Annotated in this window: 14 protein-coding genes and 1 pseudogene; 2 read left to right on the top strand and 13 right to left on the bottom strand. The window is 62.3% G+C overall.

Features of this window, described 5'->3' with window-relative positions; genetic code table 11:
- Positions 1-22: 22 nt before the first annotated feature.
- The 4 genes and pseudogenes from NKI38_RS18980 to NKI38_RS18995 all read right to left on the bottom strand — a co-directional run.
- The gene (locus NKI38_RS18980; protein WP_352626723.1) at positions 23-1,642 is read right to left on the bottom strand and encodes an ABC transporter ATP-binding protein; all 1,620 of its coding nucleotides are present in this window, start codon (positions 1,640-1,642) and stop codon (positions 23-25) included.
- A gap of 47 nt (positions 1,643-1,689) precedes the next feature.
- Positions 1,690-2,811 (bottom strand): ABC transporter permease, encoded by a 1,122-nt coding sequence (locus NKI38_RS18985; protein WP_352659724.1) that lies wholly within the window; start codon positions 2,809-2,811, stop codon positions 1,690-1,692.
- Positions 2,804-3,727 (bottom strand): ABC transporter permease subunit, encoded by a 924-nt coding sequence (locus NKI38_RS18990; protein ID WP_352626719.1) that lies wholly within the window; start codon positions 3,725-3,727, stop codon positions 2,804-2,806. Before NKI38_RS18990 ends, NKI38_RS18985 begins: the two co-directional genes overlap by 8 nt.
- A gap of 417 nt (positions 3,728-4,144) precedes the next feature.
- Positions 4,145-5,485, bottom strand: a pseudogene (locus tag NKI38_RS18995) (peptide ABC transporter substrate-binding protein); the annotation flags it as partial.
- Positions 5,486-5,758: 273 nt separating this feature from the next.
- On the opposite strand from NKI38_RS18995, the gene NKI38_RS19000 reads away from it, so the two are divergent.
- Both NKI38_RS19000 and NKI38_RS19005 read left to right on the top strand, forming a co-directional pair.
- Complete coding sequence (locus tag NKI38_RS19000) at positions 5,759-6,217, top strand: TadE/TadG family type IV pilus assembly protein (RefSeq protein WP_352659726.1); 459 nt, start codon at positions 5,759-5,761, stop codon at positions 6,215-6,217.
- Positions 6,218-7,984 carry a Tad domain-containing protein gene (locus tag NKI38_RS19005; RefSeq protein ID WP_352659727.1) on the top strand — a complete coding sequence of 589 codons (1,767 nt, stop codon included), beginning with the start codon at positions 6,218-6,220 and terminating at the stop codon, positions 7,982-7,984.
- Positions 7,985-8,002: 18 nt separating this feature from the next.
- Here NKI38_RS19005 and bglA read toward each other — a convergent pair whose 3' ends face one another.
- From bglA to NKI38_RS19050, 9 genes are all read right to left on the bottom strand, one after another.
- Entirely contained in the window at positions 8,003-9,622 is a 1,620-nt protein-coding gene (bglA, locus tag NKI38_RS19010; RefSeq protein ID WP_352659728.1) for a beta-galactosidase BglA, read from the bottom strand.
- Complete coding sequence (gene glgX / locus NKI38_RS19015; protein ID WP_352659729.1) at positions 9,615-11,606, bottom strand: glycogen debranching protein GlgX; 1,992 nt, start codon at positions 11,604-11,606, stop codon at positions 9,615-9,617. The genes bglA and glgX overlap by 8 nt, the downstream gene beginning before the upstream one ends.
- A 262-nt stretch (positions 11,607-11,868) precedes the next feature.
- The gene (locus tag NKI38_RS19020; RefSeq protein ID WP_352659730.1) at positions 11,869-13,497 is read right to left on the bottom strand and encodes an alpha-D-glucose phosphate-specific phosphoglucomutase; all 1,629 of its coding nucleotides are present in this window, start codon (positions 13,495-13,497) and stop codon (positions 11,869-11,871) included.
- A gap of 3 nt (positions 13,498-13,500) precedes the next feature.
- Positions 13,501-14,946, bottom strand: a complete 1,446-nt coding sequence (glgA, locus tag NKI38_RS19025) for a glycogen synthase GlgA (protein ID WP_352659731.1) — start codon at positions 14,944-14,946, stop codon at positions 13,501-13,503.
- Positions 14,947-14,949: 3 nt separating this feature from the next.
- Positions 14,950-16,215 (bottom strand): glucose-1-phosphate adenylyltransferase, encoded by a 1,266-nt coding sequence (gene glgC, locus NKI38_RS19030; RefSeq protein WP_352626707.1) that lies wholly within the window; start codon positions 16,213-16,215, stop codon positions 14,950-14,952.
- 52 nt (positions 16,216-16,267) lie between these two features.
- Complete coding sequence (gene glgB, locus NKI38_RS19035) at positions 16,268-18,481, bottom strand: 1,4-alpha-glucan branching protein GlgB (RefSeq protein ID WP_352659732.1); 2,214 nt, start codon at positions 18,479-18,481, stop codon at positions 16,268-16,270.
- Positions 18,482-18,588: 107 nt separating this feature from the next.
- A complete protein-coding gene (locus NKI38_RS19040; RefSeq protein WP_352659733.1) occupies positions 18,589-21,057 on the bottom strand; it encodes a glycogen/starch/alpha-glucan phosphorylase in 2,469 nt (822 codons plus the stop codon).
- Between the two features lie 235 nt (positions 21,058-21,292).
- Complete coding sequence (locus NKI38_RS19045) at positions 21,293-22,102, bottom strand: ATP-binding cassette domain-containing protein (RefSeq protein WP_352659734.1); 810 nt, start codon at positions 22,100-22,102, stop codon at positions 21,293-21,295.
- Positions 22,078-23,139 carry an ABC transporter permease gene (locus tag NKI38_RS19050; RefSeq protein ID WP_352626701.1) on the bottom strand — a complete coding sequence of 354 codons (1,062 nt, stop codon included), beginning with the start codon at positions 23,137-23,139 and terminating at the stop codon, positions 22,078-22,080. Before NKI38_RS19050 ends, NKI38_RS19045 begins: the two co-directional genes overlap by 25 nt.
- Positions 23,140-23,279 lie beyond the last annotated feature (140 nt).

The raw sequence follows: 23,279 nt of genomic DNA on the forward strand, positions 1-23,279 counted from the left end.
GCGCCTCTTGGTGACTACTGTCTCAGGCGCTCAATCGGAAACGCGTGACGTCGATCGCCGCGGCCATCAGCGTCTGTGTGTAGACGTGCTGCGGATTGCTGAAGATCGCCTCGGTCGGTCCCTCCTCGACGATCTTGCCCTGTTTCATGACGATGATGTAGTCGGCCATGGCGCGCACGACCGACAGGTCGTGGCTGATGAAGAGGTAGGACAGTTCGTGGTCGGCCTGCAGCTTGCGCAGCAGTTCGACGATCTGCTTCTGGACCGAGCGGTCGAGCGCCGAGGTCGGCTCGTCCAGCACCACCAGCTTGGGCTTCAGGATCATGGCGCGGGCAATGGCGATGCGCTGCCGCTGGCCGCCGGAGAATTCGTGCGGGTAGCGATTGCGTGCGTTGGGATCGAGGCCGACTTCGCGCAAGGCCTCGACCGCGCGCTGGTCGCGTTGCTTGCCCGAAAGGTTCGGCTCATGCACCAGAAGCCCCTCGGTGATGACCTGGCCGACGGTCATGCGCGGCGACAGCGAACCGAACGGATCCTGGAAGACGAGCTGCATCTGGCGCCGTAGCGGCCGCATCGTCTGTCGGTCGGCAGTGGAAATGTCGCGGTCGCCGAAACGGATGAGACCGTCACTTGGCAACAATCGCAGCAAGGCGCGGCCGAGCGTCGATTTGCCCGAGCCGGATTCACCGACGATGCCGATGGTCTGGTTGCGCTGCAGCCGGATCGAGATGTGATCGACGGCACGCAGCATCAGCGGCTCGCCAGCAAGAAACCCGCCGCCGATCCTGAACGTCACTTCGACATTCCTACCTTCGAGCAACACCGGAGCATTGGCGGGCGGCGGCGCCTTATTGCCGGTCGGCTCGGCCGCCAACAGCATCTTGGTATAGGCATGCTGCGGGTTGACGAAGATGGCTTCCGCCTCGCCCTCTTCCACAACCTCGCCCTGGCGCATGACGTAGACCCGGTCGGCAAAGCGACGGACGATGCCAAGATCGTGGGTGATGAAGACGATCGCCATGCCGAGCTTGCGCTGCAATTCGGCCAAGAGCATCAGGATCTGCGCCTGGATGGTCACGTCGAGCGCTGTCGTCGGCTCGTCGGCGATCAGAATGTCGGGGTCGTTGGCGAGTGCCATGGCAATCATCACGCGCTGGCGCTGACCGCCGGACATTTCGTGCGGATAGGATTTCATCCGCCGTTCGGGATCGGTAATGTGCACCAGCCGCAGCAGTTTGAGCGCCTCTTCGTGCGCCTCGGCGGCCTTCAAGCCCCGATGTCGGCGGATCGGTTCGATCAGCTGGTTGCCGATCGAATAGAGCGGATCGAGCGAGGTCATCGGCTCCTGGAAGATCATGCTGATCTTGCGGCCACGAACCTTGTTGAGTTCGGATTTGCTCAGTGCCAGAAGGTTTCGGCCGCGATAATCGACACTGCCTGTCGCTTCGCCATTCGATGCCAGCAGGCTCATCGCGGCCATCATCGTCTGGCTCTTGCCGGAGCCGGATTCGCCAACCACGGCAACGGTCTCGCCGGCGTTGACGTGGATGTTGATGCCCTTGACCGCCTCGACCGCACCGTCGAGCGTGCGGAAGCGGACACGCAGGTCCTTGACGCTGAGGATCGTTTCGGAAGCAGCCATTTCAGCGATCCCCATCTTTATCGATCCCCATCTTAGCGATCCCCATCTTAGCGATCCCTTGGGTCGAGCGCGTCGCGCAGGCCGTCGCCGACGAAGTTCAGCGCGAACAGCGTCGAGACGAGGAAGAAGGCGGGAAACAGAAGTAGCCAGTTGGCCGTGCCGATGTTCTTGGCGCCGACCGAGATCAGCACGCCCCAGCTGGTCATCGGCTCCTGCACGCCGAGCCCGAGGAACGATAGGAAACTCTCCAGGATGATGACCTGCGGCACCAGCAGCGTCATGTAGATCACGACCGGGCCGAGCAGGTTGGGGATGACGTGGCGCAGCAGGATGCCGCGCTGGCCGACACCCATGGCCTCCGCCGCCTGGACATATTCCTGGCGGCGGATCGACAGCGCCTGGCCGCGCACGATGCGCGCCATGTCGAGCCACAGCACGGCGCCGACGGCCAGGAACATCAGCACGAAGTTGCGGCCGAAGAACACCACCAGCATGATGACGAAGAAGATGAAGGGCAAGGAATAGAGCACGTCGACGATGCGCATCATCACCTCGTCGATCTTGCCGCCGGCAAAGCCAGCCGCGGCACCGTAGATCACACCGATGACCACCGCGACGATGCCGGCGAGCAGGCCGATCGCCAACGATATGCGTCCGGCCATCAGCGTGCGCGACAACAGATCGCGGCCGGTGTTGTCGGTACCGAACAGGAAATATTGCTGCTTGATCGAGGCGCTCATCGTCACTTCGAGACCGTCAGGCGACTTGCTTTCGATCTTGGTGTCGTCGAAGGCATCGGAACGGTCGAGATAGCGGATGTTGCGGTCGTCGATCGGCTTGGTCGACTTGACGGTAACGAAGACCTGGTTGCCTTCCTGCCGCCACTCCTTGATGTCGACCCGCATGCGCTTGATCGCTTCGGTAACCGCCGTCTCGATCGTGTCGGCCTTCGGATAGGCCGAAAGGCTTGGCGGCGTGCGCACATAATCACCATAGATGGTCGTGTATTGATGCGGCACGAGTGAGGGACCGAACACGCTGATGGCCGCGATCAAAGCGAGGTAATAGAGGCTGAACATGGCGGCGCGATTGGCCTTCAGGCGCGCCCAGGCATCGCCCCAGAGCGAGCGGCCGACGACGGCGGGAGCCGTTGCTGCGATGTCAGTCATAGCGCACCCTCGGATCGACGACCGCGTACATGACGTCGACGATCAGGTTGAACACGATGGTGAAGATGGCGATCACGACGACCGTTCCCATCACCAGCGTGTAGTCGCGGTTGAGCGCGGCATCGACGAAATAGCGGCCGACGCCAGGAATGGAGAAAATCGTCTCGACGATGACCGAGCCGGTCAGCAGTGCCGCGGCTGCCGGGCCGGTGAAGGAGACGATCGGCAGGATGGCGCCGCGCAGCGCGTGCTTGACCACCACCGACCAATCGGAGAGGCCGAGCGCGCGCGCTGTGCGGATGTGATGGGATCGCAGCGATTCGATCATCGAGCCGCGCATCAGCCGGGCGACAATGGCGATCTGCGGCAGCGCGAGTGTCAGCACCGGGCCGACCTTGTTGATGAAAGCGCCATCGCCCCATCCACCGATCGGCAGCAGCTTCCAGGTCAGTCCGAACAAGAGCTGGATCACCGGCGCGATGACGAAGGTGGGGATGGTGCTGCCGGCAGTCGCCAGGGCAATCACCGTATAATCGCCAAGCTTGTTCTGGTTGAGCGCGGCGATGGTGCCGAGCACGGAACCGAGCAGAAGCGCCAGGATGAGAGCCGACGCACCGAGCTGGACCGAAATAGGCAGACCCTTGGCGAACAGTTCGGTGACGGTGAAATCCGGCATGTTGTAGCTCGGGCCGAAATTGCCGCGCAAAAGATTGCCGAGATAGTGGACGAATTGCAGCCAGAGCGGGTCGTTGAGACCGAACTGGGCTTCGAGATTGGCTCTGATCTCGGGGCTGAGCCCCCGCTCCTGGTTGAACGGACCGCCTGGCGCGACGCGCATCAGGAAAAACGCCATGGTCACGATGACGAACAGCGTCGGAATGGCGGTCAGAAGCCGCCTTAATACATATCGCAGCATCGGTGCCCCGCTTGATCCAGAGCAGCGGACGTCCAGCTGGACGATTGCGCTCTAGCCTTCAAATCTTCGCACCGACATTGTCGAAAATCGAATCCGGTTCCCGGGCCGATGCGATGGCAAACCAGAGCCGCCGCGCATTGGTTGCGCGGCGGCCCAGCCAAGGGATCAGTCCTTGCTGATGAAGCGGGACGGATGGATGTCCATCACATTGTCGTCGAAGCCATGCAGCTTCGAGGAAACGATGTCGTGGTAGCTGTAGTAGAGAAGCGGGATCTCGCCGACGTCATCGACGAGGATGCGCTCGGCCTCGGCGAGATCCTTCATGCGCTGTTCGGGCTTGCCGCCGGCGGCGGCGGCCTTGTCCATGGCGGCTTCATAGGCTGGGCTATCGTAGTTCGAATAATTGTTGCCGCTGGCCTTGCGCGAGATGCCGAGGAAGGTCTCCGGGTCCTTGTAGTCGGCGATCCAGGCGGCGCGCGCCACGTCGTAGTCGCCCTTCTGCTCGAGGAAACCGTAGTGGGTCTTGGTGTCGGTGTTGAGCAGCGTGATCTCGACACCAAGCGGCTTCAACTGTTCCTGGATGGCGACAGCGGTGTTCTTGTGGTTTTCCGAGGTGTTGTAGCGGATTTCCATCTTCAACGGATGCTCGGGTGTATAGCCGAGCTTCTCGAGGATCTTCTTGGCAGCGTCCTCGCGGTCGATCTGCGGCATGTCGGCGTATTTGGCCAGTGCCGGCGTGTAACCCTCGATGCCCGGAGGTACCATCGAATAGCCGGGCAGCATCGAATTCTGCCAGACTTTCTCCGCCAGGAAGTCGCGATCGATCGCCATTGAGATGGCGTTGCGCAGCTCGACATTGTCCCACGGCGCCTTGTCGGTCTTGACCGCATAATAATAGGTGCCAAGATATGGCCCGACACGGATCTGGTCGCCGAATTTGGTCTTGAGATCGGCGAGCTGTTCGGTCGGCAGGTCACCGTAACTGTCGAGTTCGCCGGCCTCGAAGCGCTTCATCGCCGACGAGCGATCCTCGGTCGGAATGTAGTTGACCACGTCGAACTTGACGGTCGCGGCGTCCCAGAATTTCGGATTCTTGACCAGCTTCAGATGGTCGTTGGGAATCCACTCCGCCGCCGTAAAGGCCCCGTTGGAGACCAGCTTGCCTGCCTTGATCCAGTCGGCGCCAAGCTTTTCGATAGACGCCTTGTTGACAGGATAGGTCGCCTGGTGGGTCAGCATCTCCAGGAAGTAAGGCGTCGGCGCCTTCAGCGTGACTTCGAGGGTATTTGCGTCAAGCGCCTTGACGCCCATATCCTCCGGCTTGCCCTTCTTGGTGTTGACTTCCTCGGCGTTCTTCACGGGATAGAGCATGGAAGCGTATTCGGCGGCGGTGGCCGGATCTTCCAGCCGACGGAACGAATAGACGAAGTCGTCCGCCGTCACCGGGCTGCCATCCGACCAGAGGCCGTCCTTGCGCAGTTTGAAGGTGTAGACGGTGCCGTCATCGGACACCGTCCAGCTTTCGGCGGCGCCCGGAATGAGGTTCGTCTTCTGGTCATGCATGACGAGGCCCTGGAACAGGTCGCGTATGATATCGGCTTCGTAGACCGTCGAGGTCTTGTGCGGATCGAGCGTCTCCGCCTCGGCGGCGGATCCGCGGTTGTAGACGCTCTCGGCGAAAGCCGGCGTGTAGAACGTGCCGGCGGCCAGCGCCATCGTCGTGGCGAATACCGTCGCCTTCAGCATGTTTTTCAGCATGAAGTTCTCCCTGTCGGCGCTGCCGTCGGCGCGCCTTTACGTGTTGACGCCCCGGAGCCGATATCTGACTCCTTTGAGCGCGCCGCCGGTTCCCTTCCTGCGGCTGGTGGCAGGAGACTAGACAGGAGGTAAGCTCTTTTCAACCGAGTACTGAGTGACCTTAAGTCAACAATCAGAAATAAAAGAGACATTTGCTAAATTAGAACTTCCTTTCAATCACTCGCACCTCCAGGTTGCACCTAGAGTTTCCGCTTTTTGCATGCGAACTTTGGCATGTTCAGCGCCATGGTTCGCAACCTCGTTCTCATGGCCAGAAGTCACCGATTCCGGACAAATACTTCGGGAACTTCGGCGGTTGAGTTCGCCATGCTCTCACCGATCTTCATCCTCATCCTGCTCGGAATGGTTGCGTACGGCATATATTTCGGTGCGGCCAACTCGATCCAGCAAATCGCGGCGGACGCCGCACGGACAGCCATTGCGGGAATGAACCAGACCGAACGGCAAACGCTCGTGGCCAGCTTCGTCACCAACAATGCCGGCGGATATCCCTTCGTCGATGCGAGCAAGCTGACCTATCAGGCCAACGACAGCACAGCCGATGGCAGCCAGTTCGTGGTTTCCATCCAATACGATGCCCACAACCTGCCGATATGGAATCTCTTTCCGGGCATCGCGATGCCAAGGACCACGATCACACGCCAGTCAACGATACGGGTCGGAGGCATCTGAATGTTGCCGCATGCGCGCAAAGAGATTGGCCGGCTGGCGCGGCTAATGCTGAGTGACAGAAAGGCAAATTTTGCCGTGATGACGGCGCTCATGGCGCCGGTCGGGCTTGCGCTGGCTGCCGTCGCCATCGACGAAGCCTCGATCTACACCGAGCGCCGCGAAGCCCAGGCAATGGTCGACCTGGCGGCGATCACCGCCGCCTCGAACATCACCAACATCAACACAGCTGTCGTGACCACGCTAACTGATAACGGCATGCCAGGGGTGGTCGTTCAAGGCTCGGGGCAGACGATCGCGCCGGCCGTCGGCAAAACAGTGGTGTCGGTGACGCCAGGACGATACGCGGCATCCGGCACCAATGTGAGCCAGCGCTTCCAGGCCAGCATAACACCTTACAATGCAGTCCGGGTCACCCTGAAGAAGATTCCCGCCCGCTATTTCGCAAGTTCGCTGATCCCCACTCCCGTCATCGGCACGGAGGCCACCGCCAGCATGACGCCGCAGGCGACGTTCTCGGTCGGGTCGAGGCTCGCCAGCGTCAATGGCGGCATCCTCAACGCGCTTCTCGGCGGACTTCTCGGCGGCAATATCTCGCTCAGCGTCATGGACTACAACGGATTGATCTCGGCCGACGTCAGTGTCCTTTCCTTCATAAGTGCCCTTGCCACACAAGTGAACGTGACCGGAGGCACCTATTCGGATGTGCTGGCCTCCAAGGCGACCGTCGGTCAGATCGCCACCGCCATGGCCAACGTGCCCGGACTAGGCAACACGGCCAAGGTCGCGCTGCAGACGATCGCTTCCAAGTCGACCAGTACGGTCAAGATCCCGCTCAGCAGCCTTGTCGACCTAGGCACCGTGGGCAGCCTTGGACTGGGACAAACTCCGACAGGCCTTGGGGTCGATGCAAGCGCCATGGGAATGCTGACCGCCGCCGCCGTGCTGGCGAACGGCACCAACCAGGCTCAGGTCAATCTCGGAGCCACCGTACCGGGGCTTCTTTCCACTCAGCTTACCATTGCCATTGGCGAGCCGGCGCAATTTTCGCCATGGCTCGCGATCGGCGGAATCGGCACCACGGTGCGCACGGCCCAGACGCGTATCAAGCTGGTGGCCAGCGTCGGGGTTGGCACACCCAGTCTCGGCGGCGGCATCAGCCTGCTGGCCGTCAATCTGCCGCTCAATGTGGAAGTCGCCTATGCCGAAGCCAGACTGACCGACATCACCTGTCCGACAGGGCCTTCCAGCATCAAGGTTTCCATCGCGGCGCACCCAGGCATTGCCGCGCTGCATCTGGCCAACAGCAACACCTCAGGCTTTGGCGACTTCAGCCAACCGCAGACATTCACCGACGCGGAAATCGCGGATGTGAGCCTCAAGCTGTTGCTGATCAACATTCCGCTGATACAGGTGATGGGCTCCGCCGCCACCGCGATCACCAACAACAACCCGACGACGCTGACCTTCGATGCGACCGATATCGCCAACAAGACGATCAGGACCGTTTCGACGCGCAACATCACACAGTCGCTCACCACGTCGCTGGTCAGCAACCTGTCGCTTTCGGTCAATGCGCTTGGTCTGGGGATCGATCTCACCGCCCTGCTCGGAGCAGTCAAGCCGGCGGTGGTGGCCGTGCTGAACGGCATAACGGCACCCGTCGACGACCTTCTCTACAATGTGCTTTCAGCGCTGGGTGTCGGTGTCGGCGAAGCCGATGTTCGGGTCACCGGCGCGACATGCGGGCGTTCCGTGCTTGTCCAGTAAGGCGACCAAAGCGCCAAATTAGTCGAGGCGGCCAAGAAAGCATCCGAGCGCGGGCAACGAAAGTTCGGCCTCCTCGACGACCGCGGCATCGCCATCAAGCTTCGCGACCGCTCCGATATCAGGCGGCAACGGCCAAGTTGTCGGCCCCTCGGCGAAATTGAAGACACAGAGCAGCCTTTCACTGTCGCCTTCGCGGATAAACGCGAGCACGTCACCCTCGGCATCAAGAAAGCCGATCGAGCCTGTTACCAGCGCCTCATGCTCCCTGCGCAACGCCAGAGCGGCCCGATAGGACGTCAGCACAGAGGCCGCGTCGGCGTTCTGGACGTCGGCCGCGCGGGCGCGATGGCTGGCCGGGATCGGCAGCCACGGTTTGCCAGTGGAGAAGCCCGCATTGTCGGCGCCGGCCTCCCAGACCATCGGTGTGCGACACCCATCCCTGCCCTTGACGCCCGGCCAGAAGCGGATGCCGACGGGGTCGCGCAGATCCTCATAGGCAAGCTCCGCCTCCTCCAGGCCGAGTTCCTCGCCCTCGTAGAGGCAGATCGAGCCGCGCAGGCAGGAGAGCAGCATGATCGAAAATCTTGCGATCGCGTCGGGATCGCTGTCCGGCCTTGTCCAACGGCTGACATGGCGCACCACGTCATGGTTGGAGAACGCCCAGCAGACCCAGCCGTCGGAAACGGCCGCCTCGAAGGCTTCGACGCAGCCGCGTACATGCGCCGCAGAGAACTGCGGGCCAAGCAGGTCGAAAGTGTAGCACATATGGAGCGTGTCGCCGCCGGATGTGTAGGCGGCAAGCGTCTGCAAGGAGCGGCCTTCATCGCCAATCTCGCCGACAGCGGCGCGGTCGTCATATTCGTCGAGCAGCGCCCTGAAGCGGCGCAGGAACGACAGGTTTTCCGGCTGCGTCTTGTCGAACAGATGCTCCTGATAGAGGTAGGTGTTGGTCTGGCTGTTGGTGCCGGCGACGCTCGATGCCAAAGGTGGATTGCTGCGCAGCCAGCGGTCGTGGACATAGTAATTGACCGTATCGAGCCGGAAGCCGTCGACGCCATGCTCCAGCCAGAACCGCACCGTTTCCAAAAGTGCGTCCTGAACCTCCAGATTGTGGAAATTCAGATCCGGCTGCGAGGCGAGGAAATTGTGCATGTAATATTGCCGGCGGGTCGAATCCCATTCCCAGGCCGGGCCACCGAAGACGGAGAGCCAGTTGTTGGGCGCGCCGCCATCGGGCTTGGTATCGGCCCAGACATACCAGTCGGCCTTGGGGTTATCGCGGCTGGCGCGGCTTTCGACGAACCAGTCATGCTTGTCGGACGAATGCGACAGCACTTGGTCGATGATGATCCTCAGGCCGAGACGATGCGCCTCGGCGACCAGCGCATCGAAATCCTCGAGCGTGCCGAACATCGGATCGACATCGCGGTAATCCGACACGTCGTAGCCCATGTCGGCCATCGGCGACTTGAAGAAGGGCGACAGCCAGATGGCGTCGACACCAAGCGAGCCGACATGAACGAGCCTCGACGTAATGCCTGCGAGATCGCCGCTGCCGTCGCCGGTCGTGTCCTGGAACGAGCGCGGATAGATCTGGTAGATGACGCAGCCGCGCCACCATCCGGCCTTGTCACCCATTGCGCTTCTCCCTTGTGCCGGCCTGCACGCGCTCGATCATGAAGATCACCGTCCGCCCCGATACCGGCCGCGAGATGTCCGCCGCATCGACGGCAGCGGTCCAGAAAAACCCTTCGCGCTCAGGCAGCGTGACCATGCAAGCCCGGCGATCGCCGTTGATGATGACGGCAAAGCGGTGATCTTCACCGCTGAGGACCATAACAAGGCGGTGCCGCTGCGGATCCTGCCAGCTCTGTTCGTCGAGCGGCGCGCCTGTCTCGGTCAGCCATGTGACGTCGGGCATCTCTGAACCTGCCGGTGGCTGGCCAGTAAGGAAGCCCGTGTCGGAAAGCGCTGATATAGCGCGGCGCAACGTCGAGAGCAGCGCCGTGTAGCGCTCCAGCGCCTTGTCGCGGCCGGCCCAATCGAGCCAGGTGATCTCGTTGTCCTGCGCAAAGGCATTGTTATTGCCCTGCTGGGTGCGGCCGAATTCGTCGCCCGCGGTCAGCATGATGGTGCCGCGTGAGGCAAACAGCGTGGCGAGCAGCGCACGCTGGTCATTCAGGCGGGCCGCTGCCACAGCCGGGTCGACCGCATCACCTTCCACGCCGTTGTTCCATGACAGGTTCTCGTTGTGGCCGTCGCGATTCTGCTCGCCATTGGCCTCGTTGTGCTTGCGCTCGTAGCGCACGATGTCGGCGAGCGTCATGCCGTCATGGGCGGCGATGAAATTGACCGTGCGGCTGGCGTTTTGTCCCTTCGCGGCAAACACATCGGACGAACCGGCAAGCCGGGTCGCCAGGGCGCCGACCATGCCGGCGTCACCGCGCCAGAAGCGCCTGATTTCGTCGCGGTATTTGTCGTTCCATTCGAGGAAAGGCGGCGGAAAATTGCCGAGCTGATAGCCGTCCGGGCCGATGTCCCAGGGCTCGGCGATCAACACGCGATCGGCCAGCAGCGCATCTTCACGCATCGCCTTCAGCAGCGGCGCCTCGGCATCGAATGTTCCTTCGACACGGCCCAGAATGGGCGCCAGGTCGAAGCGGAAACCATCGACGCCGGCATCCCTGACGAAATGGCGAAGCGTGTCGAGGACCATTTCCCTGACGACCGGATGATCGCAAGCGACGGTGTTACCGGTGCCGGTATCGTTGGCCAGCCTGCCGTCGGATGTGTGCCGGTAATAGGCCTGGTTGTCGAAGCCGCGCAGCGACAGCGTGGGGCCAAGCCTGTCGCTCTCGCCCGTATGGTTGAAGACGAGGTCGAGGATGACGCCGATGCCGGCCTGGCGCAGCACGGCGACCGTATTTCGCAATTCCATGATGCCGCCCGGCGCCAGGCGTGGATCGAGCGCCATGAACGTGACAGGATTGTAGCCCCAGACGTTGCGCAGCCCGAGCGGCGGCAAATGCCGCTCGTCGATCGAGGCGGTCACCGGCATCAGTTCAACCGCGCCGACGCCGAGTTTTTTCAGGTGCTCGACAACCACCGGATGCGCGAGAGCGGCGACCGTACCGCGCAGCTTTTCCGGGACGTCCGGATGCAACATGGTGAAGGCGCGCACCGGAATTTCGTAGATCAGGCCGCCGGGCTGGAATAGCGGCGGCGAAGCCGGCACGCGCTTCAGCGGCGCGGCGGCAATCGCCTTCGGCATCAGCGGCGCGGTATCGGCCCCCTCGCCCCGGCGCTGGGCCAGCCTCCAGTCATAGGCGTAAGGCCTGTCGATCTCGACGGCATAGGGATCGGTCAGGAGCTTGGCGGGGTCGAACCACAGCCCGCGCTCCGGCGCATAGTCACCATCGGCGCGAAAGCCGTAGCGCGTGCCGGGGCCAAGGCCCGCAACAAACAGCGCATGCACCCCCTCGCCCTCCGGCCGCAGCTCAAGCCGTTCGATTTCCCGCTTGCCCCGCTCGTCGAAGATCGAGACCCAGAGCCGTCTGGCGGTCTGCGACCAGGCGGCAAAGCGGATGCCGTCGCGGGTGACGGTAGCGCCGAGCGTACTCATGCGGCGGCCTCCAGCCCTTGCTCGGAGGTTCGCGAACGGGTGCCACCTTCTCCCCTTGTGGGAGAAGGTGGATCGGCGCGTAGCGCCGAGACGGGTGAGGGGTGTTGGACGGACTGAGGCATCGATGATTTGAACACAGGTCTGCGCCAAGCAGGAGTACCCCTCATCCGACCGAGCTTCGCTCGGCCACCTTCTCCCACAAGGGGAGAAGGGGGAGCCTCGCGACGCAGGCCGAACTCAAGCGGCCGGCTATCCGCAGGCGTCAAGTAATCACGCTCGGCTTGTTGCGACCGGTGTGACTCTTGATCCCGGCAATATCATCAGCCGCGGCAATCAGATCGGCAAGGGCTGCCTGCGTGTCGAGATCGTGCCTCGACTTGTCCGGCTCGTAGCGCTCGATATAGACGCGCAAGGTTGCGCCCGACGTGCCGGTGCCGGAAAGCCGGAAGACGACGCGTGATCCGCCTTCGAACAGCACCCTGATGCCCTGATGCTCGCTGGTCGAGCCGTCGACCGGATCGTGATAGGCAAAATCGTCGGCGCTGGCGATTGTCATGCCGCGCACGCTGGTGCCCGGCAGCGCACCGAGTTTGGCGCGGAGTCCGTCAACCAGAGCGTTCGCCCGGTCGCTCTCGACCTCCTCATAATCGTGCCGCGAATAGTAGTTGCGACCGTAGGTCGCCCAGTGCTCGGTGACGATCTGCTTGCAGCTTTCGCCGCGCGCGGCAAGGATGTTGAGCCACAAGAGCACTGCCCAAAGGCCGTCCTTTTCACGGACATGGTTGGAGCCGGTGCCGGCACTTTCCTCGCCGCAGATCGTCGCCATGTCGGCGTCGAGCAGATTGCCGAAAAATTTCCAGCCGGTAGGCGTCTCATAGATACCGACGCCGAGTTTTTCGGCGACACGATCGGCAGCACCACTGGTCGGCATCGAGCGAGCAATGCCTTTCAAACCCGCCTTGTAGCCGGGCACCAGACGGGCGTTGGCGGCAAGCATGGCGACGGAATCCGACGGGGTGACGAAAATGCCCTTGCCGATGATCAAATTGCGGTCGCCGTCGCCATCCGAGGCCGCGCCGAAATCCGGCGCGTCCGGCCCCATCATCTCGTCGTAGAGGTGTTTGGCGTGGACGAGGTTCGGGTCCGGATGGTGGCCGCCGAAATCCGGCAGCGGCTTGAAATTGCGGCAGGTGCCGTTGGGCGCACCAAGCCGGTTTTCCAGTATCTCCTTGGCGTAGGGGCCGGTCACCGCGTGCATGGCGTCGAAGCGCATGCGAAAGCCGGACTTGAACAGTTTGCGCAATGCGTCGAAATCGAACAGGCTTTCCATCAGTTCGGCATAGTCGGTGACCGGGTCGATGACCTCGACCGTCATGCCGGCGGCCTTGACCGTGCCTGTTGTGTCGATGTCGATCGGATCGATATCGACGATCTTGAAGCTTGAGATTGCCTTGGTCTTGGCAAAGATCGCGTCGGTCAGCTTTTCCGGCGCCGGGCCGCCATTGCCGGCATTGTACTTGATGCCGAAATCCTCGTGCGGGCCGCCCGGATTGTGGCTGGCCGACAGGATGATGCCGCCAAAGGTCTTGTATTTGCGGATGACATGCGAAGCGGCCGGCGTCGACAGGATGCCGCCCTGCCCGACCATCACCTTGCCGAAGCCGTTGGCGGCGGCCATGGCAATGGCCTTCTGGATGACCTCGCGGTTGTAGAAGCGGCCGTCGCCACCGATCACCAGGGTCTTGCCCTTGAAGCCATCGAGCGCGTCGAAGATCGACTGGATGAAATTCTCGGCATAGTGCTCCTGCTGGAACACCGGCACCTTCTTGCGCAGGCCCGACGTGCCGGGCTTCTGATCGGAATAGGGTTTGGTGGGGACGGTTCGAATCATGCTTCAGGCAACCCTTTTCGAAAGCAGCAAGCGATAGAGTTCAACGTACTTTTCCGCGCTCTTGTCCCACGACACATCGGCCTTCATGCCCTGGCGCTGCAACGATTCCCAGACCGCCGGACTGGCGTGCGCGTCAACGAGGCGGCGAATGGCGTGCAGCAAGGCGCCGCCATTGTTGGGAGCGAACTGAAAGCCGGTGGCGACGCCGGCAGAGACGGCAGCCTCATTGGCGTCGATGACCGTATCGGCCAAGCCGCCGGTGCGCGCCACCACTGGCACACAGCCATAGCGCAGACCGTAAAGCTGCGTCAGCCCGCAGGGTTCGAAGCGCGAGGGAATGACGATGGCATCGCAGCCGCCTTGCATGATGTGCGAAAGCCCCTCGTCGTAGCCGATAACGACCCCGATGCGGCCGCGATGTCTGGCAGCCGCGGCAAGCAGCGCGCCTTCGAGGCCGGCATCGCCCGAGCCCAGGATGGCCAGGCGCGCGCCGGTCGCAACAATGCCATCGACCGCTGTCGCCAAGGTATCCATGCCCTTTTGCCAAGTCAGGCGGCTGACGACGCAGACGATCGGACTGTCGTCGCGCTCAAGGCTGAAGCGGTCTTCCACGGCAACCCTGTTGGGGGCACGCGCCTTTAGCGTGCTGGCCGTGTAGGTGGACACCAGATGCTTGTCCGTTTCCGGATCCCAGATGTCGGTGTCGATGCCGTTGACGATGCCGTAGAGATCGCTGGAGCGCATGTTGATGAGGCCGTCGAGGCCCATGCCGAATTCCGGCAAGCGGATCTCCTGCGCGTAGGTCGGACTGACCGTGGTGATTGCCCAGGCGGCCTGCAGGCCGGCCTTGAGGAAGCCGACGCCGCCGTAATATTCGACACCGTCGAGCGCCATCGCCGCTGCCGGCAGGCCGAGTTCGCCAAAGATGGCGGCGCCGAACTGGCCCTGGAAAGCGAGGTTGTGGACAGTCATCATCGATGGCACGCCAACCGCCTTGCCGTAGCGCATATAGGCCAGCGTCATCGCCGACTGCCAGTCATGGGCATGGACGATGTCGGGCTGGTAGCCCGAGATGGCGCCACCGGCAATGTCGCCGCCGACTTGGCTCAGCGCCGCGAAGCGCCGCCAGTTGTCGGGCCAATCGGCCCCGGTCGCATTGCCATAGGGGCCGCCGGGACGGTCGAACAAATGCGGCGCGTCGAGCACGAAAAGCTCGAGCCCGGCGAGCTGAACGGAGTGGACGGAGGCCTTGCCGCCCTGCAGCAAGGGATATTGCAGCACCGCCTTCCTTTTCTTGAAGGCGGCCATGACAGTCGGAAAGCCGGGAATGAGCGTGCGCATGCTCACGCCTTTGGCCGCGAGCGCAATGGGCAGCGCGCCGGTCACGTCGGCAAGCCCACCGGTCTTGATCAGCGGGAAAATCTCGGGCGTGACCGACAGAACCTGCATGCACTAGAGCCCTAACTTGTCGATCATGTCCTGGGTGACCAGGCAGATGCCTTTTTCCGAGACCCGAAAACGCTTGGCGTCGAGAGCAGGGTCTTCGCCGACCACCAGCCCTTCCGGTATCCTAACACCATGGTCGATGACGACACGCTTCAACTTTGCGTTCCGGCCGACATGAACGTCGGGCAGCATGACGACTTCTTCCAGCGTCGAAAAGGAATTGATGCGCGCGCCGGTGAAGATCAGGCTTCTCTTCAGCGAAGCACCCGAGACGATGCAGTCGCCCGAGACAAGCGAGGACACGGCCGAACCGCGGCGGCCATCCTCGTCATGCACGAACTTTGCCGGCGGCTTCAATTCGGCATAGGTCCAGATCGGCCAGTCGCGGTCGTAGAGGTCGAGTTCAGGCGTGATGTCGGTCAGGTCGATATTGGCTTCCCAATAGGCGTCGACCGTTCCGACGTCGCGCCAGTAGGCCTCGTTCTCGGCCGTCGAACGTACGCAGGACTTGGCGAAGCGGTGGGCAATCGCCTTACCGTGCTGGACGATATAGGGGATGATGTCCTTGCCGAAGTCGCGGCTTGAGCCAGGCTCGGCCGCATCGCGGCGCAACTGCTCCATCAGGAATTTGGTCTTGAAGACATAGATGCCCATCGAGGCCAAAGCGAACTCCGGCTTGTCGGGAATGCCGGGCGGATCGGCGGGCTTTTCGACGAAGGCGATGATGTTGTCTTTGCCATCGACATGCATGACGCCGAAGCCGGTGGCTTCCATGCGCGGCACTTCGAGGCAGCCAACGGTGACGTCGGCATTGGCGTCGACGTGCTGGCGAAGCATCAGTTCGTAGTCCATCTTGTAGATGTGATCGCCGGCCAGGATCACCATGTATTCGGGGCCGTAGGCCTCGATGATGTCGATGTTCTGGTAAACAGCATCGGCCGTGCCTTCATACCATTGCGTTTCCGAAACACGCTGACTGGCCGGCAGGATGTCAAAACTCTCGTTTCGCTCAGGGCGCAGGAAGTTCCAGCCGCGCTGCAGATGGCGGATCAGCGAATGCGCCTTGTACTGGGTGGCGACACCGAGACGGCGAATGCCGGAATTGAGCGCGTTGGAGAGGGCGAAGTCGATGATGCGCGTCTTGCCGCCGAAATAGACGGCCGGCTTGGCGCGCCGGTCGGTCAGTTCCTTGAGGCGGCTGCCGCGGCCGCCGGCCAATACATAGGCCATGGCATCGCGCGCCAGCGGCTGGGTCCGTTTCAAGTCTGCCATTTCTACCCTCCCAAGTTACTCGATCTCGACATGTTGCTCAGGGTCGACGGGCTCAGTCGGCGACAAGCTCGAGCATGATCGTCGACAGCGGCGGCAAAAGCATCGTCGCAGAGATGCTTCCTCCCTCCGCCCGGGCCTCGACCATGCCGCCATTGCCCTTGCCGGAACCGCCATATTCCGAAGCGTCGGTGTTGATGATTTCGCGCCATTTGCCGGCCGTCGGCAACGGCACGCGATAATTATCGCGCGGCACCGGCGTGAAATTGGAGATGACGGCCACCGGGCTGCCGCCCGGTGCGCTGCGCAGCCAGGCAAAAACCGAATTCTGGCTGTCGTCGACGATCAGCCAGGAGAACCCTTCCGGTTCGCAGTCGCGGCCATGCAGGGCCGGACGCGAACGGTAGAGATAGTTGAGATCGCGGACCGTCTGCCAGACGCCGCGATGCGGCCGGAACTCGAGCAGGTTCCAGTCGAGCGCGCGCGCCTCGCTCCACTCGCGGCGCTGCGCGAACTCCTGCCCCATGAACAGCAGCTTCTTGCCGGGATAACCCCACATGAAGGCATAGTAGGCGCGTAGCGTCGCGAATTTCTGCCAGTCGTCGCCGGCCATCTTGCCGAGCAGCGTGCCCTTGCCATGCACGACCTCGTCATGCGAGAGCGGCAGCATGAAGTTCTCCGAGAAGGCGTAGGTCAGGCCGAAGGTGAGGTCGTTGTGGTGGTGCTTGCGGAAGATCGGCTCCTTGGAGAAATACTCCAGCGTGTCGTGCATGAAGCCCATGTTCCACTTGAAGCCGAAGCCCAAGCCGCCTTCATGCACCGGCGCCGAGACCTTCGGCCATGAGGTCGATTCCTCGGCGATGGTCATCACGCCCGGATGGTGGCCGTAGACCTCCTTGTTCATCTTCTGAAGGAAGCTGACCGCCTCGAGGTTCTCGCGGCCGCCTTTCTCGTTGGGGATCCATTCGCCGGCCTTGCGCGAATAGTCGAGGTAGAGCATCGAGGCGACCGCATCGACGCGCAAACCGTCGACATGGTATTTCTCGGCCCAAAATAGTGCGTTGTTGACGAGGAAGGACACCACTTCGCGGCGCCCGAAATTGTAGATCGCGGTGTTCCAGTCGGGATGGAAACCCTTGCGCGGATCGGCATGCTCATAGAGCGCGGTTCCATCGAAATTGGCCAGGCCATGCGCGTCGACCGGGAAATGCGCCGGTACCCAGTCGAGGATGACGCCGACGCCGGCGCGGTGGGCGCCATCGACGAAACGGGCAAAGCCGTCCGGGTCGCCGAAGCGGGCCGACGGCGCGTAGAGGCCGGTCGTCTGGTAGCCCCAGGACGGATCATAGGGGTGTTCGGAGATCGGCATGAATTCGATATGGGTGAAACCGGTCTCGACCACATAGGGGATCAGCCGGTCGGCCAACTCGTCCCATGACAGGAACGTACCGTCGTCGCGAAGCTGCCAGGAACCGGCATGAACCTCGTAGATCGAAATGGCTTCGCGCCGGTGATCGGCATTGCGCCAGAAATTGCGGTGCGCCTCGTCACCCCATTCATGCGCCGGTGGCACGGCAACGACCGAAGCGGTGGCCGGACGCAGCTCGGATTTGAAGGCGAACGGGTCGGCCTTCAGCGGGAGTCTCACGCCATCAGGGCCGATGATCTCGTATTTGTAAGGCCGTCCGGCACCAATATCGGGCACGAACAGTTCCCAGATGCCGGTATCGCGGCGATCGCGCATCGTGTGCCGGCGGCCGTCCCATTCGTTGAAGTCGCCGACCACCGATACGCGTCGGGCATTGGGAGCCCAGACGGCGAAATGCACGCCGGAAGCGCCTTCGTGATCAATGACATGGGCGCCGAGCTTGTCGAACAGCCTGAGGTGCGAGCCTTGGGCGATGTAATAGTCGTCCATCGGGCCTAGCACCGGACCGAACGAATAGGGATCGGTCAGCCACCAGTCGCTGGCGGCATTGCGCGCGTGATAGCGCAGGGGCTGGCGCTTCTTGATCGAGAGCTTGCCTTCGAAAAAGCCGCCATCGTCGCGCCTGGACAGTTCACCCGCGATGATGCCGGTCAGCGTGTAGGCGGTGACGAATTCGGCATGTGGGACAAAGCAGCGGGCAAACAGGGTCTTGCCGACCTCATGGACGCCAAGAACCGCGAAGGGGTCGCCATGCGTGCCGGCAACAATCGCCGCAACATCGCTGGCTGGCGCCAGTCCGTCCGGCCCGCTTGTCGCAGCGGTCGCGCGCGGCTTCTTCATCAGGCAGCGTCCCTCCCCGGGCACCGAGTGTTTGTTTCCAGTGGTGTGATCCGACTTTCAAATTCACACCACCGGGACCACATTGTTCGCGGCCTCATGCAATCACATCAGACAGGCACGTTCCAGATTTCTTTCGCATATTGCCGGATCGTGCGATCGGAGGAGAACCAGCCGACACGCGCAACGTTGCGGATTGCCCTGGCGTACCAGTCGGGACTGTTGCGCCAGACCGCATCGACCTCGCGCTGGGCGGCGGCATAGGCATCGAAATCGGCGGCGACCATGAACCAGTCGCTGTTGTAAAGACCGTTGATGAGGTCGCGGTAACGCTCCGGATCGTCCGGCGAGAAGACGCCCGACGAAACGGCGGCAACTGCTTGCGCCAGTTCAGACGATCCTTCGATGACGGCGCGCGGGTTGTAGCCATTGTTGCGCCGCTCGGCGACCTCGGCTGTGGTCAGGCCGAAGATAAAGATGTTGTCGTCGCCGACGCATTCCTTGATCTCGACATTGGCGCCGTCGAGCGTACCGATGGTCAGCGCACCATTCAGCGCGAACTTCATGTTGCCGGTGCCCGACGCTTCCATGCCGGCGGTCGAGATCTGCTCGGAAAGGTCGGCAGCCGGCATCATGATCTCGGCAAGGCTTACATTGTAGTTCGGCAGGAACACCACCTTCAGCAAACCGCGCACGGCGGGGTCACGGTTGATGACCTTGGCGACGTCGTTGGCGAGTTTGATGATCAGCTTGGCATTGTGATAGCTGGGCGCCGCCTTGCCGCCGAAGAATTTCACGCGGGGCATCCAGTCGCGTTCCGGATGCGAACGGATCTGGTCGTAAAGCGCGATCGCCTCGAGGATGTTCAGGAGCTGGCGCTTGTATTCATGGATGCGCTTGATCTGGATATCGAACAGCGCCGAGGGATCGACCTTGATGCCGAGCCGGTCGGCGACGAGGTTGGCCAGCCGCGCCTTGTTGGCGCGTTTGACGGCGGCGAACTTGTCGCGGAAGGCGGCATCGTCGGCGAAGCCGTCGAGATCCTTGATGGCGTCGATGTCGTCGAGAAAGCGGTCGCCGATCGCCTCACGGGCGAGCGACGTCAGCCCGGGGTTGCACTGGATCAGCCAGCGCCGCGGCGTGATGCCGTTGGTCTTGTTGTTGATGCGATCGGGATAGAGCTTGTGCAGGTCGGCGAACACCGTCTCCTTCATCAGCTCGGTGTGAAGCGCCGAAACGCCGTTGATCGAGTGTGAGCCGACAAAGGCCAGATTGCCCATGCGCACCCGGCGGTCGCCATTTTCCTGGATCAGCGAGATGCGGCTGATCTGCTCGTCCGAGAACTGGTCGGAGGCGCGTGCCTCAAGCAGCACTTCGGCATTGATGGCATAGACGAGCTGCATGTGGCGCGGCAAAAGCCGCTCGAACAGCGGCACCGCCCAGCTTTCCAGCGCCTCGGGCAGCAGCGTATGGTTGGTGTAGCCGAAGGTGCGCTTGGTGATATCCCAGGCCTGATCGAAATCCATGCCGTGGACATCCATCAACAGGCGCATCAGCTCAGGCACGGCGATGGCCGGATGGGTGTCGTTGAGGTGGATCGCAGCCTTATCGGGCAGCGACTTCAGGTCGCCATACTGGCTGAGATGGCGCTGGACGATGTCCTGCAGCGAGGCGGTGGAGAAGAAGTACTCCTGCCTGAGCCGCAGTTCCTGCCCGGCCTTGTGGGAATCCGCGGGGTAGAGCACGCGCGACAAGGCATCGGCCTTGTTGCTTTCGGCAAGCGCGCCGATGTGGTCGCCGGCATTGAACTTGTCGAGCAGGATCGGATCGACCGGCATGCCCGACCAGAGCCGCAGCGTGTTGACGCGATTGGCCCGCCAGCCGACGACCGGCGTGTCATAGGCGACGGCCAGAACATGCTCGGTCGGCTTCCAGACATGGCGCTCGAGCCGGCCGTCTTTCGAGGTGATCGATTCCACCGAGCCGCCAAAGCCGACCTCGAAGGAGCGTTCGCGCCGTTCGAATTCCCAAGAATTGCCGTGATCCAGCCAAGTCTCCGGCAGTTCCACTTGCCAGCCGTCATGGATCTCCTGGCGGAACATACCGTTGGCATAGCGGATGCCGTAGCCATGCGCGGGAATGTCGACGGTCGCCATGCTCTCCATGAAGCAGGCGGCGAGCCGGCCGAGACCACCATTGCCAAGCGCCGCATCGGGCTCGAGCGCGGCGATAAGATCGAGGTCGACGCCGAGCGAACGCAGCGCCTCTCGCATATTGTCCATCAAGCCGAGATTGGAGAAGGCATCGCGCATCAGCCGGCCGATGAGAAACTCGAGCGACAGATAATAGACGCGCTTTTCCTGCTGGGCGTAGGCCTCCTGTGTCGCCTGCATCCAGTGATCGACAATGCGGTCGCGCACGACCTTGATCGAGGCAGTCAGCCAGTCGTGCTGCGTGGCAACGGAGGTGCCCTTGCCGACCCGGTATTTGAGGGCCTTCAGGACTTCCCTGGCGAGCGTCTCCGGGTCAGGATTTTCGAGCAGTGGCGGGAGGGGTTCGGATGTCATCGCGCTCGTCATGATGCCTCTCGTGCGGTTGCCATGATCATACCGGCTTTCATCGTTCCTCCCAGCCCATGCTAGCCGATACCGCTACATGTTCAATCGATTTAGATCAGCCCATGCTTGCTTTACCCTGCGGCAATTTGACAATTTCAAACGCGGCGCGCTCAGACGATCTGCGCGTCGCGCTTCAAATTCTTGTTCCGTGCCTGTCGTTGTCCCAAAACCGTTACGCACTTTTGGCCGACATGCATCAAGCCGCGAGCGCTGCCTCGGGTGGAACCTTTGCACCAGTCATGAAAGCCACGGCATCGGACATCGTATATTGCTTGGGATCGATGACGCAGAGGCGACGACCCAGCCGGTGGATGTGAATGCGGTCGGCCACTTCGAAGACATGCGGCATGTTGTGCGAGATGAGCACGATCGGCAGGCCGCGCTTCTTGACGTCTAGGATCAGTTCGAGCACGCGGCGGCTTTCCTTGACGCCTAGGGCTGCCGTCGGTTCATCCATGATCACCACACGACTGCCGAATGCGGCGGCGCGCGCCACCGCTACGCCCTGGCGCTGGCCGCCTGAGAGCGTCTCCACCGCCTGGCTGATATTCTGGATGGTCATCAGGCCAAGTTCGGTGAGCTTGTCGCGGGCGCGCTTTTCCATCGCCGGACGATCGAGCATACGCAGCCAGTCGCCCAGAAAACCTGGTTTGCGGATCTCGCGGCCGAGGAACATGTTGTCGGCGATCGACAGCGCCGGCGACAGCGCCAGATTCTGATAGACGGTCTCGATGCCGGCTTCGCGGGCCTCCATCGGCGACTTGAAGGCGACGGGTTTGCCTTCGAGCCGGATCTCGCCCTCATCGGGCACGGCCGCGCCGGAAATCGCCTTAATGAGCGACGACTTGCCGGCGCCATTGTCGCCTATGACAGCGAGGATTTCGCCCGGGTAGAGGTCGAAGTCGGCATTGTCGAGGGCGGTGACGCGGCCATAGCGCTTGATGAGACCGCGTGCGGTAAGGATGGGTTCCTGGGTCATGGTCATGCCGAAACCTTTCTGATCCATTGGTCGACTGCCACGGCGCCGATGATCAGCACACCGGTGAGCAGCACTTTCCATTGCGGATCGGCGCCGAGCATGTTGAGGCCCATGGAGACGACACCGACGATCATCGCGCCAAACAGCGTGCCCAGGATCGAGCCGCGTCCGCCGAACAGGGAAATACCGCCGATCACCGTCGCGGTGATCGCCTGCAGATTGTAGTCGGTGACGGCGGCGGACGGCGAGATCGAGCCGTTGCGGCCGATGGAGACCCAGGCAGCGAAAGCGGCGATCAGCCCGGCAAGGGTGTAGACCGTCATCAGCACCTTTTTGGTCTGGATGCCCGACAGCTTCGCCGCCTCCTGATCGTCGCCAACGGCGTAGACATGGCGACCCCATGCCGTGTGATTGAGCACGTACCACAGGACTAAAACGAGCACGACCGTGGCAATGACGCCGAGCGTCAGCACCGCCGTGCCAACCTTGAAGCTCAACGCGAAGAGATGCAGCAGTGGCGCCTGGGTGTCGACGTCGGTGTCGCGGATCGTCTCATTGGCCGAATAGATGAAGTTCGTGGCCATGACGATGTTCCAGGTGCCAAGCGTCACAATGAAGGGCGGCAGCTTCATATAGGCGACCAGTACCCCGTTGAGCAGCCCGCAGGCCGCGCCGGCGGCAAGCCCGATCGCTATGGCGAGCACGCTCGGCATGCCGTAGCTGACCGCGCAATTGCCCATGATCACCGCTGAAATCACCATGATCACGCCAATCGACAGGTCGATGCCGGCGGTCAGGATGACCAGCGTCTGCGCAGCACCCAGGATGCCGATGATGGCTATCTGCTGCAGGATCAGCGTCAGCGTGTAGGACGAAAAGAAGCGCCCTCCGATGGTGATGCCGAAGACGATGATGGCCAGAACCAGCACGATCAATGGCACGGCGGCCGGCGTTGAATGCAGGAAATGCTGGATGCGCTTGACGGCCGATTTATGCTCGTCAAAAGCGGCTACACTGGTGTCGCTGCTTGAGAGAACTTTCTCGAATTCCTGAGCTTGAGCCATGTTTTCTCCCCGTAGGGCTTCAGCCAAACGCCGACGCCGTCCACGCTTTTCCGGTCTGCTGCCGGGATTGTTCGCGGTCACGCGACCATCGTCCACCCGAAGCGGCCGGGGATCAAGCCCCGACCGCTCAGGTTCGGTTG

Origin of the sequence: Mesorhizobium sp. M0621 (genome assembly GCF_040320745.1) — a bacterium.
Classification (GTDB): domain Bacteria; phylum Pseudomonadota; class Alphaproteobacteria; order Rhizobiales; family Rhizobiaceae; genus Mesorhizobium.